Raw genomic sequence first — 15,201 nt, forward strand, 5'->3', positions numbered from 1 at the left:
AGGTCGCGGGCGGAAGTGCTTGGAGTATGACATGTGGCAACGGTTCCGCTGGAGCCTCTTCAGCCCGCGTCCGATAGCCTACGAACCCGCGCGTCTCTCAAGCCGTTTCAACCTCTGTAAAACGGGCGCCGAAGCGCCCGTTTGCAGTGATGCGAAACCATCAGCCGCGATGGCGACTGCGGAAGTAGTCGATCAGGCCTTGCGTCGAGCCGTCTTCGGCGGCGTCCTCTTCGCTGCCGACCAAACGTTTGTAGACCTTGTTACCCAGCTCTTTGCCCAGTTCCACGCCCCACTGGTCGAAGGCGTTGATGCCCCAGACCACGCTCTGCACGAAGACCTTGTGCTCGTACATCGCCACCAGCGCACCGAGGCGACGCGGGCTGATGCGCTCGACCACCAGGGTGTTGCTGGGGCGGTTGCCGGGAATCACCTTGTGTGGGGCCAGCTTCTCGATGTCGGCTTCGTTCATGCCCTTGGCGCGCAGCTCGGCCTCGGCCTCGTCGCGGGTCTTGCCCTGCATCAGGGCCTGGCTTTGCGACAGGCAGTTGGCGTACAGCCACTGGTGGTGGTCGGCCACCGGGTTGAAGCTCACCACCGGCACGATGAAGTCGGCCGGGATCAGGTGCGTGCCCTGGTGTAGCAGCTGGTGGTAAGCGTGCTGGCCGTTACAGCCCACACCGCCCCAGATCACCGGACCCGTGGTGACCGGAACCGGGCTGCCATCTTGCAGCACGCTCTTGCCGTTGGACTCCATGTCCAGCTGCTGCAGGTGCTTGGTGATGTTTCTCAGGTAATGGTCGTACGGCAGGATCGCGTGGCTGTGGGCATTCCAGAAGTTGCCGTACCACACGCCCAGCAGGCCCAGCAAGACGGGCATGTTCTGCTCGAACGGGGCGGTCTGGAAGTGCTGGTCCATGGTGTAGGCGCCAGACAGCAGCTCCTTGAAGTTGGCGATGCCGATGGCCAGGGCGATCGGCAGGCCGATGGCCGACCACAACGAGTAGCGCCCACCGACCCAGTCCCACATCGGGAAGATGTTCTCTTCACGAATCCCGAAGGCCATGGCCGCCTGCTTGTTGCTGGACACGGCGATGAAGTGGCGATACAGCTCGGCTTCCGAACCACCCTGGGCCAGGTACCACGTGCGCGCTGCCATGGCGTTCTTCAGGGTTTCCAGGGTGTTGAACGACTTTGACGAGACGATGAACAGCGTGGTTTCAGCGTGCAGCTTGGCCGACAGCTCATGGAACTCGCTGCCGTCGATATTGGCCAGGTAATGGCAGCGCACGCTGCGGTGGGCATAAGGCAGCAGCGCTTCGGAGACCAGCTCAGGGCCGAGGAACGAGCCGCCGATGCCGATGTTGACGATGTCGGTGATGGGCTTTTCGGTGTAGCCGCGCCACAGACCATCGTGGATGCGGGTTACCAGTTCGGTCATCTGGTTGAGGACCTTGTGCACCTCGGGCATCACGTTGACGCCGTTGACGCTGAGCTTGTCGCCGAACGGGCGGCGCAGCGCGGTGTGCAGGACCGGGCGACCTTCGGAGGCGTTGAGGATTTCACCGGCGAACATCGACTTGATGGCATCGGCCAAGCCCACCTGGTCCGCCAGGTCCACCAGGTGGGTGCGGGTCTGTTCGGTGATCAGGTTCTTGGAGTAGTCGAGGAACAGGCCACAGCTGCTCAGGGAAAACTCATCGAAACGCTTGGGATCGGCCGCAAACGCTTCGCGCATGCTGAAGTCCTGCAGCGCGTCGCGGTGTTGCGCAAGCGCCTGCCAGGCCGGCAAGGTGGTGACATCATGAGGAGTGCGGTAATACGCCATTAAGAATGATTTCCTGGATACAAGTTGCTGCGTTGGACACTTGCCGTCCTCGGCAGTTGCGAGCCGCCGTCGAGTATAGGCAATCCTGGTCTGGTCGAGAGGGAAATGCCGTACCGGGGGCGCGGTACGGCGGGCGTCCTCAGGCGCTGGGTTCTTGTAGTTGCAGGTAGAGGTTGTCGATCAGGCGCGTGCTGCCCAGGTAGGCGGCCAGCAGAATCACCAGATCGCGGTCGTCGATCTGTGCCGGTTGCAGCGACACCGCATGACGCACTTCCAGATAGTCCGTGCGCAGGCCGGCGGCCTGCAACTGCGCCTTGCCCTCTGCCAGCAGCGCGGGGTAGTCGCGGCGACCCCGGCGCAGACCGTCGGCCAGTTGCGTGAGGGTGCGGTACACCACCGGTGCGACCGCTCGTTCATCGGCAGTGAGGTAGCCGTTGCGCGAAGACAGCGCCAGGCCGTCTTCAGCGCGCACCGTGGGCTCGCCAAAGACCTGGATCGGCATGTTCAGGTCGCGGACCATCGCCCGAATCACCGCCAACTGTTGGTAGTCCTTTTCGCCAAACACGGCAAGGTCCGGCTGGACCATGTTGAACAGCTTGTTCACCACCGTGGCCACACCCTCGAAGTGCCCGGGCCGGCTCGCGCCGCACAGGCCTTCTGACAATTGCAGCACGCTGACACGGGTTTGCGCGGCAGTGCCGTCGGGGTACATCTCGTCCACGGTCGGTGCGAACAGCAGGTTGCAGCCCGCTTCGAGCAGGCGTGTCTGATCGGCGGCCAGGGTGCGCGGGTAGTTGGCGAGGTCTTCGTTGACGCCAAATTGCAGCGGATTGACGAAGATGCTGGCGACCACGAAATCGGCGCGTTGCGCCGCCTTGGTGACCAGCGCGGCATGGCCGCTGTGCAGGTTGCCCATGGTGGGCACGAAGCCGATGCGTTTGCCTTCGCCGCGGGCGCGGGCGACGGCGGCGCGCAGTTCACGAACGGTCTTGACTGTATTCATGCGCTGAACCCGTGTTGGCTGCCGGGGAAGGTGACGTCCTTGACGGCTTTGACGTAAGCGGCCAGGGCGCCGTGGATGTCGTTCTGCCCCGCCATGAAGTTGTGCACGAAGCGCGCCACCCTGCCGCTGAGTGACAGGCCGAGCATGTCGTGTAGCACCAGCACCTGACCGTCGGTGCCGCTGCCGGCGCCGATGCCGATGACCGGGATGGTCACCGCCTGGCTGATCTCGTTGGCCAGTGCCGTGGGCACGCATTCGAGCAGGAGCATGGCCGCGCCAGCCTGTTCGAGCGCCTGTGCGTCCTGGCGCAACTGCTCGGCCTGCGCCTGCTGGCGGCCTTGCACCTTGTAGCCGCCGAAGACGTTGACCGCCTGCGGCGTCAGCCCGAGGTGCGCACACACCGGCACGCCGCGCTGCGCCAGCAGGGTGATGGTGTCGGCCAGCCAGGCGGCGCCTTCGATCTTCACCATGTGCGCACCCGCCTGCATCAGCATGGCGCTGTGGGTGAAGGTCAGTTCAGGGGTGGCATTGGCCATGAACGGCAGGTCGGCAAGAATCAACGCGCCTGCATTGCCGCGTTTGACGCAGGCGGTGTGGTAGGCCATGTCGGCGGTGGAGACGGGCAGGGTGCTGTCGTGTCCCTGCAGGACCATGCCCAGTGAGTCCCCCACCAGCAGCACTTCAACGCCCGCTTCACTGGCTGCCTTGGCGAAGGTGGCGTCGTAGCACGTCAGCATGGTGATCTTTTCACCCTTGGCTTTCAGGCCGTTGAGGGTGGTCAGGGTAACGTCGGGCATGTCGAAATTCCTCGTTCAGGCGCTGCGAAAATGCCGTATTGCAGGCAGGCATTTATCTGTCAGGGCGCTACATCGTCGTTCGCGATGTTTGTTACAGGCCGCCTGGGCCCAAAGGCTGTGGGCACCTGGGGCGCCGCGGGAGGCCTATAGTCGTGAGGGAGGGGGGGGAAGTCAATCACCTGTTACCGCATTGTTACGGGGCAGGTGTTACGGGCGTTACCGATGCCGATGGCGCCTGTTTAAAGGCGCTCCAGGCCCACGAACGGGCAGGCTGCCAAGCGCTCGGCGAGCAGTTGGCCATCGGGCAGGCAGTGTTCGGTGGGTAGCAACTCGGCGAGGGGGTAAAGCACGAAGGCGCGTAGGTGCATCTGCGGATGGGGCACTTGCAGGCGTGGCGAGTCGATCAGGTGGTCGCCAAACAGCAGGATGTCGAGGTCGAGGGTCCGAGGGCCCCAGCGCTCGGCCCTGACCCGGCCGTGGTCGTTTTCCAGCGCCTGTAGCGCATCGAGCAGCGCCAGCGGTTGCAGCTCGGTGTCCAGTGCCGCGACGGCGTTGGTATAGCGGGGCTGACCGGGTAACAGCGAGTCACTGGCGTAGAATGCCGACACCGCCGCAACGGCCGTCTGCGCAAGCTGGTCAAGCGCGCTGAGCGCGCTGCGCAGTTGGCCGTCCGGGTCAGCCAGGTTGCTGCCCAGGCCTATGTAGACACGCGTGCTCAATCAAACGCCTCGTCGTCACCTTGCTTGCGCCGGCTGGTGGAGCGCTTGCGCTTGCGCGGTGCTGCGCCCTCATCGCGGCTGCCCAGCTCACGGATCATCTCGCGGCGAGTGCCGTCATGGGCCTCTTGGTAGTCGGTCCACCACTGGCCGAGGTCATCGGTCTGCTCACCGGCGCTTTCGCGCAGCAGCAGGAAGTCGTAACCGGCCCGGAAGCGCGGGTTGTCCAGCAGCAGGTCGGCGCGCTTGCCGCTGCGCCGCGGCAGGCGTTCTTGCATGTCCCAGATTTCACGGATCGGCAAGGTGAAGCGCTTGGGTACGGCAATGCGCTGGCACTGCTCGACGATCAGCTCGTGCGCCGCACCGTTCATGGCCGGAATCGGCGGCACGCCCTGGTTCTGCAGGAACAGTACACGGGCTGGCAGCGCCGGCCACAGCAGGGCGGCATAGAGGAACGCCGGTGTTACCGGCTTGCCCTGGGCGATACGCAGGTCGGTGTTGATCAACGCCTTGCTGATCAGGGTGTGGGTATAGCTCGGACGGTCTTCCAGCGCTTGGGCACTGGCCGGGAACAGCGGCTCGAACAGTTCGAGGTCGACCAGCATCTCGAAGACCATCGCGCCCTGGCCCGACAGGAACAGCTTGAGGCTTTCCTCGAACAGGCGCGCCGGCGGGATTTCGCGCAGCAATGGCGCCAGTTCGCGGATCGGCGCCACGGTGTGCTTCTCGATGCCGAAATCGAGCTTGGCGGCGAAGCGCACCGCGCGCAGCATGCGCACCGGGTCTTCCTGGAAGCGGTGGGTGGGATCGCCGATCAAGCGCAGCAGACGGTTGCGGATATCGGGCACACCGTTGGCGTAATCGAGGATGCGCTCGCTGACCGGATCGTAGTACAGGGCGTTGATGGTGAAGTCGCGGCGCTGCGCGTCTTCTTCCAGCGTGCCGTACACGTTGTCGCGCAGGATGCGGCCATTGGCGTTGTGCGAGGAGCGATGACTGTCGACCTGGTCCTCGTCCGTGTGCGGCGCGCGGAAGGTGGCCACTTCGATGATTTCGCGGCCGAACTGGATATGCACCAGCTTGAAGCGACGGCCGATGATGCGCGCATTGCGGAACTCGGCACGCACCTGTTCAGGGGTGGCGCTGGTGGCGACGTCGAAGTCCTTGGGGGTGATGCCCAGGAGCAGATCACGGACACAGCCACCGACCAGGTAAGCCTGGTAACCCGCGGCTTGCAGGCGTTCGACGATGCCCACCGCATGACGGCTGAACTGGTTGCGCGGCAGCGAGTGCTGGCTCTTGTGGATCACCTCTGGCGTGGTGCGCACGTGATGTTGACCTGGTACCGGGGGGCGGAAAGACTGGAACAACTTCTTCAGCATGGGAGGCACTGTTTGAAGGAATGTTCGGCCAGTGCTAGGAGAATGGCCGCATGATGGGCGGGGATTCTAGCATTTACTCTGAGAATGGTGTAGGCGGAGTGCGGGAAGTCGCTGAAGGGGAGAAACGACATGGGGAGCCTAGGCTCCCCATCAAGTCGTTGCGTGCTCTTGTTTTTATTATGTCGGGCTTCTTGTTTTTGTTGAGTGCCCGTTCACCGAGCGTTGAGCTGGTGAACAACCCCTCATGGAGGGGTGAAGAGCAAACGGATTGCTTTGATCGTTGAGCTGTATCGATCGCGTGATCCAACCAGTTCAGGCGCTGCTTTGTAGTGCAGTTTTTGTTGTTCTCTGCCTGGTCATGGGGCAAGCCCCAAATACAACACGTCTCCAAAAGAATCAGTTAGCTGCGTCTCCGCCGTTTTGTTCTTGTTATGCGTGAGCCGTTTCGTGTTGTTCTTATTGTGAGTTGCGGTGCTTGTTATTGTTCTTGTACCAAACATATAGCAGGTGCCGTGCCAACTTTGCCAAGGCTCAATGATTTCGGGGGTTTTGGCGGTTTTCGAGGGGTACTGGGGCGGTTTGGAATAAGCTTATTCGTTACCGTTTGCCTCGGGAACTGTTACGTCTTGTGTAGAGGTAACAGCTTTTTTCGGAGCAGATGAGCCTAGGCGGGGGAACAGGTGCGGGGGGCCCCACACCTGGAAGACGGTCAGCTCTCGCTGGTGGCATTGCTCTTGCGGCGTGGAATGCCCAGGCGCTGGCGCCGTTCCCACAGGCATTTGCGGCTGACCCCAAGCTTGCGCGCCAGCTCGGTTTCGGTCATGTGGTCCTGATGTTCCAGCACGAAGTGATGGAAGTAGTCTTCCAACGACAAATCTTCGCTCGGATCATGGCTGGCATTGCCACTGACGCTCGCCGAGGAGGGCAGTTGATCCAGTGGATCACGGTAACCGAGATCACCCAGTTCGATGTCGATACCCAGCAAGTCCGCGGAGATTTCCGGGCTCTCGCTGAGGATCACCGAACGCTCGATGGCGTTTTCCAGTTCGCGCACGTTGCCCGGCCAGCTGTAATGACGGATGGCCTGCTCGGCCTCTGCGGAGAAGCTCAGGTCGTCGCGGCCGATACGGGTGCGCTGGCGCGCGAGGAAGGCATGGGCGATCTCGTTGACATCACTGCCACGCTCGCGCAGCGCCGGCAGTTTCAAGGCAATCACGTGCAGCCGGTAGTACAGGTCTTCGCGGAACTGCCCGGCCTTGGCCAGGCTCTTGAGGTCGCGGTGGGTCGCGGCGATCAGGCGCACATCGACCTTTTGCGACTGCACCGAGCCCACTCGACGGATTTCACCTTCCTGCAGCACACGCAGCAGCCGGGCCTGCGCCTCAAGTGGCAGCTCGCCAATTTCGTCGAGAAACAGTGTTCCGCCATCGGCCGCTTCGACCAGGCCGGCACGCCCGGCACTGGCACCGGTAAAGGCCCCTTTTTCATGACCGAACAGCTCGGACTCGATCAGCGTTTCCGGAATGGCCGCGCAGTTGACCGAAATCATCGGGGCCTTGGCCCGTCGCGAAAGATTGTGCAGCGCACGCGCGACCAGTTCCTTGCCGGTACCCGACTCACCCTGGATCAGTACATTGGAGTCAGTGGGCGCGACTTTGCGGATCTTGCTGAACATGTCGAGCATGGGCGGGCAGGAGCCGATGATGCCGATATCGCCAGAGGCATTGGGGCTGGCAGGTTTGTCCGCTGCCGCAGTTCTACCGCCACCGCCGCTACGGATTTCGGCAGCAGGTGCCGGTGTGGCAGCCTTGGGCCGATCGCGCAGGATGCGCGCGACGGCCTGGAGCATCTCATCGTGGTCGAACGGCTTGGCGATGTAGTCCACCGCACCCATCTTCATCGAGTCCACGGCCGAGCGCAGGCTGGCATAGCTGGTCATGATCAGCACGGGCGTGCCTTCACCGAGCCTGATCAGCTCGGTACCGGGTGCACCGGGCAGGCGCAGGTCGCTGACGATCAGGTCGAAGGTGGCAATGCTGAACTGGTCCTGGGCTTCCTGTACCGAACCGGCTTCGCTGACCTGGTACTGATTTCTCTCGAGCAGGCGGCGCAGGGCGGAGCGGATGATGGTTTCGTCTTCGACGATCAGAATGTGCGGCATTGATTCAATTCTCTCGACGGTCTCGAATGTCTGGGGACGTCGCTACGACATGCCGTGGCAGGGTAACGCGGATCCGGGTGCCTAGCTGCCGTTCGGGGTCGGCGGGGCTGTCGATGGTGATTTGTCCATAATGCTCTTCCACAATCGAATAGACCAGCGCGAGGCCCAGGCCGGTGCCTTCGCCGGGGTCCTTGGTGGTGAAGAACGGCTCGAACAAACGGTCCATGATGTTCTTCGGGATGCCGCTGCCTTCGTCTTCCACGATCAGGTCGACCATGTGCTCGCTGGCCTCGCTCAGGGCGCTGCGCACGCGCACCGCGCTGCCCGGTGGCGAAGCGTCGCGGGCATTGGACAACAGGTTGATCAGTACTTGCGCCAGGCGCTGCGGATCACCCTCGACCCAGTGCTGCGGGTCGCACAGGTTGAAAAATTGCACTTCGAAATTGCGTCGGTTCAGCGCCAGCAGGCCGATGGCATCCTGCGCGACCTCGGCCAGGCACACCGGTTCTTCGCTGTTCTGCTGGCTGCCGCCGGCATGGGCGAAGCTCATCAGCGACTGAACGATGCGCGACACGCGCTTGGTCTGTTCGAGAATCTGGCTCGACAGCTCGATGATCTCGCCGTCGCCCTCGCGTTCTTCGCGCAGGTTCTGCGCCAGGCAGGCGATGCCGGTGATGGGGTTGCCGATCTCATGCGCCACCCCGGCGGCAAGCCGACCAATGCTGGCCAGGCGCTCGGAATGCACCAGTTTGTCCTCCAGTGCCTGGGTTTCGGTGAGGTCTTCGACCAGCAGTACCAGGCCGCTGTTGCCCGGCGCCAGCGGCTCGTCGATGGCGGCCTTGTGCAGGTTGAGCCAGCGTGGCTGGCCTTCCAGGGCCAGGCGCTGTTTGTGCAGGTGCTCATCGGGCAGGTTGATGAAGCCCAGCAGCAGGCCGCGCCAGGGTTCGCCGATGGTGATCAGGCGCGAGCCGACCACATGTTTGGCCGCGATGCCGGTCAGCTCTTCCATGGCCCGGTTCCACATGAGGATTTCCTGGTCCTTGGCCAGCGAGCACACGCCCATCGGCAGCTCTTGCAGGGTTTGCCGGTGATAGCGGCGCAGCGCATCGAGCTCGGCCGCCAGGCCGGTCAGGCGCGAGTGGTAATCTTCCAGCCGGCTCTCGATGAAGTGAATGTCTTCGGTGACGTAGTTTTCATTGCCCGACTTGTAGGGCAGGAACGTCTCGACCATGTCCTGGGCCACGCTTGGGCCCATCAGCCCCGAAAGGTTGGCCTCGATGCGGTCGCGCAAACGGCGCAAGGCATAAGGCCGGCGCTCGTCGAACGGCAGATAGAGGTCGCGCAGGGCCTGTTCCACCTCTTTTTGCGCCGCTTTGGCGCCCAGCGGCTTGGCCAGTTGCGTGGCGAACTCTTGCGGCGAGGCGGCATGCAGTTCACGTCGCTGCGGGCGGCGCACGTTGTCTACCGCGCAGGCTTCGGCGGCGCTGACTTCCTCGCTGCTGGCGTTGGTGAACAGCGAGATCAGGGTGAACAGCAAGACGTTGGCCGCCAGCGAGGCGATGGCCGCCATGTGCCAGCTGGTGTCGTCCAGCACGTAGATCATGTCCAGCAACGGGATATAGAAGCCCTGCACGTTGCCCACCAGCGGCAGCAGCATGGTCACCATCCACACCGAAATCCCCGCCAGCAGGCCTGCGATGAAGCCGCGTCGGTTGGCGGTCGGCCAGTACAGCACCGACAGTACACCCGGCAGGAACTGCAGCGTGGCGACGAAGGCCACGATGCCGAGATTGGCCAGGCTCTGGTGGTTGTTCTGAGTCAGGTAGAAGACGAACCCGGCGGCGATGATGGCGACGATCAATGCGCGCCGCGTCCATTTCAGCCAGCGGTAGATGTTGCCTTCTGCCGGGGGTTGGTACAGCGGCAGCACCAGGTGATTCAGGGCCATGCCAGAGAGCGACAGGGTGGTGACGATGATCAGCCCGCTCGAGGCGGATAACCCGCCAATGTAGGCGAGCAACGCCAAGGCCTTGTTGTTGGCCGCGATGCCCAGGCCCAGGGTGAAGTATTCAGGGTTGGTGCTGGCCCCCAGGCGCAGGCCGGCCCAGAGAATCAACGGCACCGCCAGGCTCATCAGCAGCAGGAACAGCGGCAGCCCCCAGCTGGCACTGACCAGCGAGCGCGGGTTGAGGTTCTCGGTGAAGGCCATGTGGTACATGTGCGGCATGACGATGGCCGAGGCGAAGAACACCAGCAGCAGCGTGCGCCAGGGCCCTTCCTGCAAGGGCGTATGCAGGGCGGCGAGCGCGGTCTGATTCTGCAGCAGCCAGACTTCCAGTTCGTGCGGCCCGCCGAACACGCCGTACAGCGCATACAAGCCGATGCCGCCCAGCGCCAGCAGCTTGATCACCGATTCGAAGGCAATGGCGAACACCAGCCCTTCGTGCTTTTCGCGCGTGGCGATGTGGCGTGAGCCGAAGAAGATGGTGAACAGGCTGATCAGCACGCAGAACGCCAGAGCGACCCGCGCCTTGACCGGCTCGCCGGTGAGGATGTTGATCGAGTCGGCCACGGCCTGGATCTGCAGCGCCAGCAGCGGCAGCACGCCGATCAGCATGAAGATCGTGGTCAGCGCGCCTGCCCAGGTACTGCGAAAGCGAAATGCCAGCAGGTCGGCCAGCGACGATAGCTGGTACGTGCGGGTGATCTTGAGGATCGGGTAGAGCAGCACGGGCGCCAGCAGGAAGGCGCCGGACACGCCCAGGTAGCAGGCGAGAAAACCATAGCCGTACTGATAGGCCAGGCCGACCGAGCCGTAGAAGGCCCAGGCACTGGCGTAGACGCCGAGCGACAGGGTGTAGGTCAGCGGATGGCGGATCACAGCACGCGGAATCAGCCCTCGCTCGCTGATCCAGGCCACGCCGAACAGCACCAGCAGGTAGCCGGCGCTGAGCAGGATCATCTGGGTAAGGCTAAAGCTCATCGGCATCTCGTTGGCTCTGCAGAATGAAGGTGACGACGATGAGGATCAGCCAGAGCAGGTACGGTCGGTACCAGGCGCCGGTGGGGTCGATCCACCAGTCCATGATGGCGGGGGAGAACAGGTAGATCCCCACCACCAGAAGCAGGACCAAACGATAGATGTACATGCTGGCCTCGATGAGTGGGCGTGCGGATGCGGGCAGGTCGAGCAGGGGCTGCGCCAGGGGGCAGGCTTTCCTGCCTTGAAACCGAGGGGCCGAATCTATTGGGCTTCGGCCGTTGGAGCAAGTCTCCTAGTGAAGATCGGCTTCGGCGAGGGTGCTCTGGCGGGGAATGGCCTGGGCTTGCCAGTGCTGGCGCGCGATGGCCAGCACCTCGGCAGGGGAGGCGTGCAGCATCGCCGGTTCCGTGGCCTGCCCCAGCGCTCGCAAGGCGCGCAGCAGCAGGGCCGTGGCCTGGTCGGCTGCCAGGGCAGGGGAGCGGTAGGTCTTGCCCAGCTTGTGCCCGTCAGGCTGGACGATCAGCGGGATGTGCAGGTAGCGCGGGTGGGAAAACCCCAGCAGTTCCTGCAGATAGAGTTGGCGCGGGGTGTTGTCCAGCAGGTCGGCGCCGCGCACCACCTCCGTCACCCCTTGCCAGGCGTCATCCAGCACGACGGCCAGTTGGTAGGCGTACAGGCCGTCGCGGCGCTGAATGACGAAATCGCCCACCTCGCGGCCCAGATGCTGCTCAAAGCTCCCCTGGACCCGATCGGTGAAGCGGTAGACCAGTTCGGGCACGCGCAGACGAATGGCCGCGCCTTCGCGCGCATGGCCCGCGTTTCGACAGAATCCCGGATACACGCCGTTGTAGCCTTCCAGCTGTTTGCGCGAGCAGGTGCACGCGTACGCCAGGCCCAGGTTGAACAGTTTGTCCACCACGGCGGCATAAGCAGCATGGCGCTCACTCTGCACCACGACTTCACCGTCCCATTCCAGGCCGTAGCATTCGAGGGTGTGCAGGATGGCATCGCGGGCCCCGGGCATTTCCCGAGGCGGGTCGGTGTCTTCCATGCGCAGCAGCCAGCGGCCGCCCACAGCGCGGGCATCGAGCCAGGAGGCCAGCGCCGCGACGAGCGAACCAAAGTGCAGCAGACCGCTGGGGGTGGGGGCGAACCGCCCAATATAACGAGAGTCGATCATGATCAGGCTGGGCACATAAACGAAACGGGGCGCTCAGCGCGCCCCGTTCAGATGGAAGACAGATCAGCGTTAGCCGTTGAGGGCGGCAGGATAGAGCGTGCTCGTGGCAACCCTCCAGGCAACGCATTCATGCTTGATGAGTGCGGCGACTCGGTGGTTTCCGGAGCCTGCGTGCACCTGCCAATCCCTCCTCGACCGGTACTAGCCCTTACCGCTGGTCTTTTCCTTCTTCTCGGCAATTTCCTTGCAGTCAAAGCACAGGTCTGCGGTTGGGCGTGCTTCCAGACGGCGCAGGCCGATCTCGATGCCGCAGCTGTCACACCAGCCGTAGTCCTCGTCGATGATTTTCTGCAAGGTCTTGTCGATCTTCTTGATCAGCTTGCGCTCGCGATCACGGTTGCGCAGCTCCAGCGCAAATTCTTCTTCCTGGCTGGCGCGGTCGGCCGGGTCAGGGAAGTTCGCTGCCTCGTCCTTCATATGGTCCACGGTGCGGTCGACGCTCTGCATCAACTCGCCTTTCCAAGCGGTCAGCAGCTTGGTGAAGTGCTTGCTCATGGGCTCACCCATGTACTCTTCGCCCTTGGTTTCCTTATAGGGCTCGACACCGTACATGGTCTGACCGGTTTTTTGCTTTTCTACGGTGGACATGAATAGACCGCCTCTCACTCATCTGATCCAATGCGCAGGCTGCTCCTTATCCGACACCCGCCGGCCCTGCGACTGCGAGCCGCCGAACTTACCAGATAGATCGGGGGTGCGCTACCCTGCCCGATCCTGCGTATTGACAGCGCCGCGGCTGGCGCGTTCGGTGCCAGGCAGCGAGAAATCTTCCAGCCAGCCTTCAGCGAGAAGCCGCCCATGACGCAGCACTACAGCGCACGCAGTCGCGCCATCGAACCTTTTCATGTCATGGCCTTGCTGGCGCGGGCCAACGAGCTGCAAGCCGCAGGGCATGACGTCATCCATCTGGAGATCGGCGAGCCGGACTTCACCACCGCCGCGCCCATCGTCGCCGCAGGGCAGGCCGCCCTGGCTGCCGGCCACACCCGCTACACCGCCGCTCGCGGATTGCCCGCCCTGCGCGAGGCCATCGCCGGGTTCTACGCCCAGCGCTACGGGCTCGACATCGACCCGCAACGCATTCTCATCACCCCCGGCGGTTCAGGCGCCTTGCTGCTGGCCAGCAGTTTGCTGGTCGATCCGGGCAAGCACTGGCTCTTGGCCGACCCTGGCTACCCTTGCAATCGGCACTTCCTGCGCCTGGTCGAAGGCGGCGCGCAGCTGGTGCCGGTCGGGCCTGAGGTGAACTACCAGCTGACCGCCGGCTTGGTCGAGCGGCATTGGCACGCCGACACCGTGGGCGCACTGGTGGCCTCGCCGGCCAACCCTACCGGCACGGTGCTGGATAAAGACGAGCTGGCCAGCCTCTCCCGTTCAGTCCATGACCGGCACGGCCACCTGGTGGTGGACGAGATCTACCACGGCCTGACCTACGGTATGGATGCCCCGAGCGTGCTGCAGGTCGACGACCAGGCCTTCGTGCTCAACAGCTTTTCCAAATACTTCGGCATGACCGGCTGGCGCCTGGGCTGGCTGGTGGCACCGCCGGCTGCGGTGGCTGACCTGGAAAAGCTGGCACAGAACCTCTACATCAGTGCCCCGAGCATGGCCCAGCATGCGGCCCTGGCCTGTTTTGAGCCGCCGACCCTTGCCATCCTCGAACAGCGCCGCGCCGAATTCGCCCGCCGCCGCGATTACCTGCTGCCGGCCTTGCGCGCGCTGGGCTTCGGCATTGCCGTGGAACCTCAGGGCGCGTTCTACCTGTACGCCGATATCAGCGCATTTGGCGGCGATGCGTTCGCCTTCTGCCAGCACTTTCTCGAGACCGAGCACGTAGCCTTCACCCCAGGGCTGGACTTTGGCCGTTACCAGGCCGGTCATCATGTGCGCTTCGCCTACACCCAGAGCCTGCCACGCCTGGAACAGGCGGTGGAGCGTATTGCTCGCGGTCTGCGCAGCTGGCAAGGCTGATGCGCTTTCAACCCGAGCTGGAAGAAGGCCGCTTGCTGCGCCGCTACAAGCGCTTTCTGGCCGATATCGAACTGCCCAGCGGCGAGCAGCTGACCATCCATTGTCCCAATACCGGCTCGATGCTCAATTGCATGGTCGAAGGCGGGCAGGTGTGGTTCAGCCGCTCGAATGACCCCAAGCGCAAGCTGCCCGGCACGTGGGAGCTCAGTGAGACGCCGCAAGGGCGATTGGCCTGCGTCAACACCGGCCGCGCCAACGCCTTGGTTGAAGAGGCGCTGCGTAGCGGGGTGATCCGCGAGCTGGCCGGATTTACCGCGCTCAAGCGTGAAGTCGCCTATGGCGAAGAACGCAGTCGTATCGACTTCCGGTTGGACTATCCAGGCGGTCCGGCTTATGTCGAGGTCAAGAGCGTGACGCTGGGTTATGCCGACTCGCCGGTGGCGGCTTTTCCCGATGCGGTGACCCAGCGCGGCGCCAAGCACCTGCGCGAGCTGGCCACACTGGCGCGCCAGGGCGTGCGCGCGGTGCAGCTGTATTGCGTGAACCTGACGGGCGTCGAGGCCGTGCGCCCGGCCGATGAGATCGATGCCGCGTATGCCCAGGCATTACGTGCCGCCGTTGCCCAGGGCGTGGAGGTGCTGGCCTACGGTGCGCGGCTCGATGCCGGGCAGATCTTCATCGATCGGCCGCTTCCGGTGTTGCTGGGCGAGTGAGCCAGAGGCCACGGTCGTCTTCGTGGCAATCCAGGGCCTCGAGCCACTCGCCCTCGCAAGGCCCGGCCACGCATTCGCCGCTGTCGATGAGGAACAATGCACCGTGATGGGCACATTCGATCAACTGCGCGCTGGGGTCCAACACGCAGGTCTGGGCAGACCCCTGCAAGGCGATGCCGCGATGCGGGCAACGGTTGCGGTACAGGTAGGCACGGCCCTGCCGGCGTACCCCGAACAGTTTCAGATCGGCCACGCTGAACGTGCGGCTGGTGCCTTCGGGCAAGGCATCGGAGGAGCATAGAAAATCCATGGGCGGTTCAACCTTGCGAAACGAGTGCGTCGCTTGACGCTTCAATGCGAATAATTATCAAATTGCCGCCACGCATCGTGCCGGCTGTCTATGGTGCGCA

At 63.6% G+C, this 15,201-nt stretch carries 13 protein-coding genes; 2 read left to right on the forward strand and 11 right to left on the reverse strand.

Translation table 11 applies throughout. The annotated features are described in order from the left end of the window. Positions 1-160 precede the first annotated feature (160 nt). The 10 genes from pgi to dksA form a co-directional block, all read right to left on the reverse strand. Complete coding sequence (gene pgi, locus SJI00_RS16655) at positions 161-1,825, reverse strand: glucose-6-phosphate isomerase (RefSeq protein WP_322462799.1); 1,665 nt, start codon at positions 1,823-1,825, stop codon at positions 161-163. Between the two features lie 139 nt (positions 1,826-1,964). Then, entirely contained in the window at positions 1,965-2,828 is an 864-nt protein-coding gene (gene panC, locus SJI00_RS16660; RefSeq protein ID WP_322462800.1) for a pantoate--beta-alanine ligase, read from the reverse strand. Further along, a complete protein-coding gene (panB, locus tag SJI00_RS16665; protein WP_322462801.1) occupies positions 2,825-3,625 on the reverse strand; it encodes a 3-methyl-2-oxobutanoate hydroxymethyltransferase in 801 nt (266 codons plus the stop codon). The genes panC and panB overlap by 4 nt, the downstream gene beginning before the upstream one ends. 239 nt (positions 3,626-3,864) lie before the next feature. Further along, entirely contained in the window at positions 3,865-4,344 is a 480-nt protein-coding gene (folK, locus tag SJI00_RS16670; protein ID WP_322462802.1) for a 2-amino-4-hydroxy-6-hydroxymethyldihydropteridine diphosphokinase, read from the reverse strand. After that, entirely contained in the window at positions 4,341-5,723 is a 1,383-nt protein-coding gene (locus SJI00_RS16675; RefSeq protein WP_322462803.1) for a polynucleotide adenylyltransferase PcnB, read from the reverse strand. The genes folK and SJI00_RS16675 overlap by 4 nt, the downstream gene beginning before the upstream one ends. Positions 5,724-6,432: 709 nt before the next feature. Beyond that, complete coding sequence (locus tag SJI00_RS16680; RefSeq protein ID WP_322462804.1) at positions 6,433-7,884, reverse strand: sigma-54-dependent transcriptional regulator; 1,452 nt, start codon at positions 7,882-7,884, stop codon at positions 6,433-6,435. Positions 7,885-7,888: 4 nt separating this feature from the next. Beyond that, positions 7,889-10,873 (reverse strand): sensor histidine kinase, encoded by a 2,985-nt coding sequence (locus SJI00_RS16685; protein WP_312932270.1) that lies wholly within the window; start codon positions 10,871-10,873, stop codon positions 7,889-7,891. Beyond that, positions 10,857-11,033, reverse strand: coding sequence for a hypothetical protein (locus SJI00_RS16690; RefSeq protein ID WP_010796831.1), 177 nt, complete (start codon positions 11,031-11,033; stop codon positions 10,857-10,859). Before SJI00_RS16690 ends, SJI00_RS16685 begins: the two co-directional genes overlap by 17 nt. Positions 11,034-11,159: 126 nt before the next feature. After that, positions 11,160-12,044, reverse strand: coding sequence for a tRNA glutamyl-Q(34) synthetase GluQRS (gene gluQRS / locus SJI00_RS16695; RefSeq protein WP_322462824.1), 885 nt, complete (start codon positions 12,042-12,044; stop codon positions 11,160-11,162). Between the two features lie 204 nt (positions 12,045-12,248). Then, on the reverse strand, positions 12,249-12,695 hold the full coding sequence (gene dksA / locus SJI00_RS16700; RefSeq protein WP_322462805.1) for an RNA polymerase-binding protein DksA: 447 nt from the start codon (positions 12,693-12,695) through the stop codon (positions 12,249-12,251). Positions 12,696-12,905: 210 nt separating this feature from the next. Here dksA and SJI00_RS16705 point away from each other — a divergent pair, with 210 nt between their 5' ends. Together SJI00_RS16705 and sfsA are read left to right on the forward strand one after the other, a co-directional pair. After that, complete coding sequence (locus SJI00_RS16705) at positions 12,906-14,078, forward strand: pyridoxal phosphate-dependent aminotransferase (protein WP_322462806.1); 1,173 nt, start codon at positions 12,906-12,908, stop codon at positions 14,076-14,078. Further along, positions 14,078-14,791 (forward strand): DNA/RNA nuclease SfsA, encoded by a 714-nt coding sequence (gene sfsA, locus SJI00_RS16710; protein ID WP_322462807.1) that lies wholly within the window; start codon positions 14,078-14,080, stop codon positions 14,789-14,791. The genes SJI00_RS16705 and sfsA overlap by 1 nt, the downstream gene beginning before the upstream one ends. On the opposite strand, the gene SJI00_RS16715 is transcribed toward sfsA, so the two are convergent. Beyond that, complete coding sequence (locus SJI00_RS16715; protein ID WP_322462808.1) at positions 14,754-15,101, reverse strand: Rieske (2Fe-2S) protein; 348 nt, start codon at positions 15,099-15,101, stop codon at positions 14,754-14,756. The two genes, sfsA and SJI00_RS16715, sit on opposite strands and share 38 nt — an antisense overlap. Positions 15,102-15,201: the final 100 nt, after the last annotated feature.

It is taken from the genome of Pseudomonas gebzensis, from assembly GCF_034427815.1.
GTDB lineage: Bacteria > Pseudomonadota > Gammaproteobacteria > Pseudomonadales > Pseudomonadaceae > Aquipseudomonas.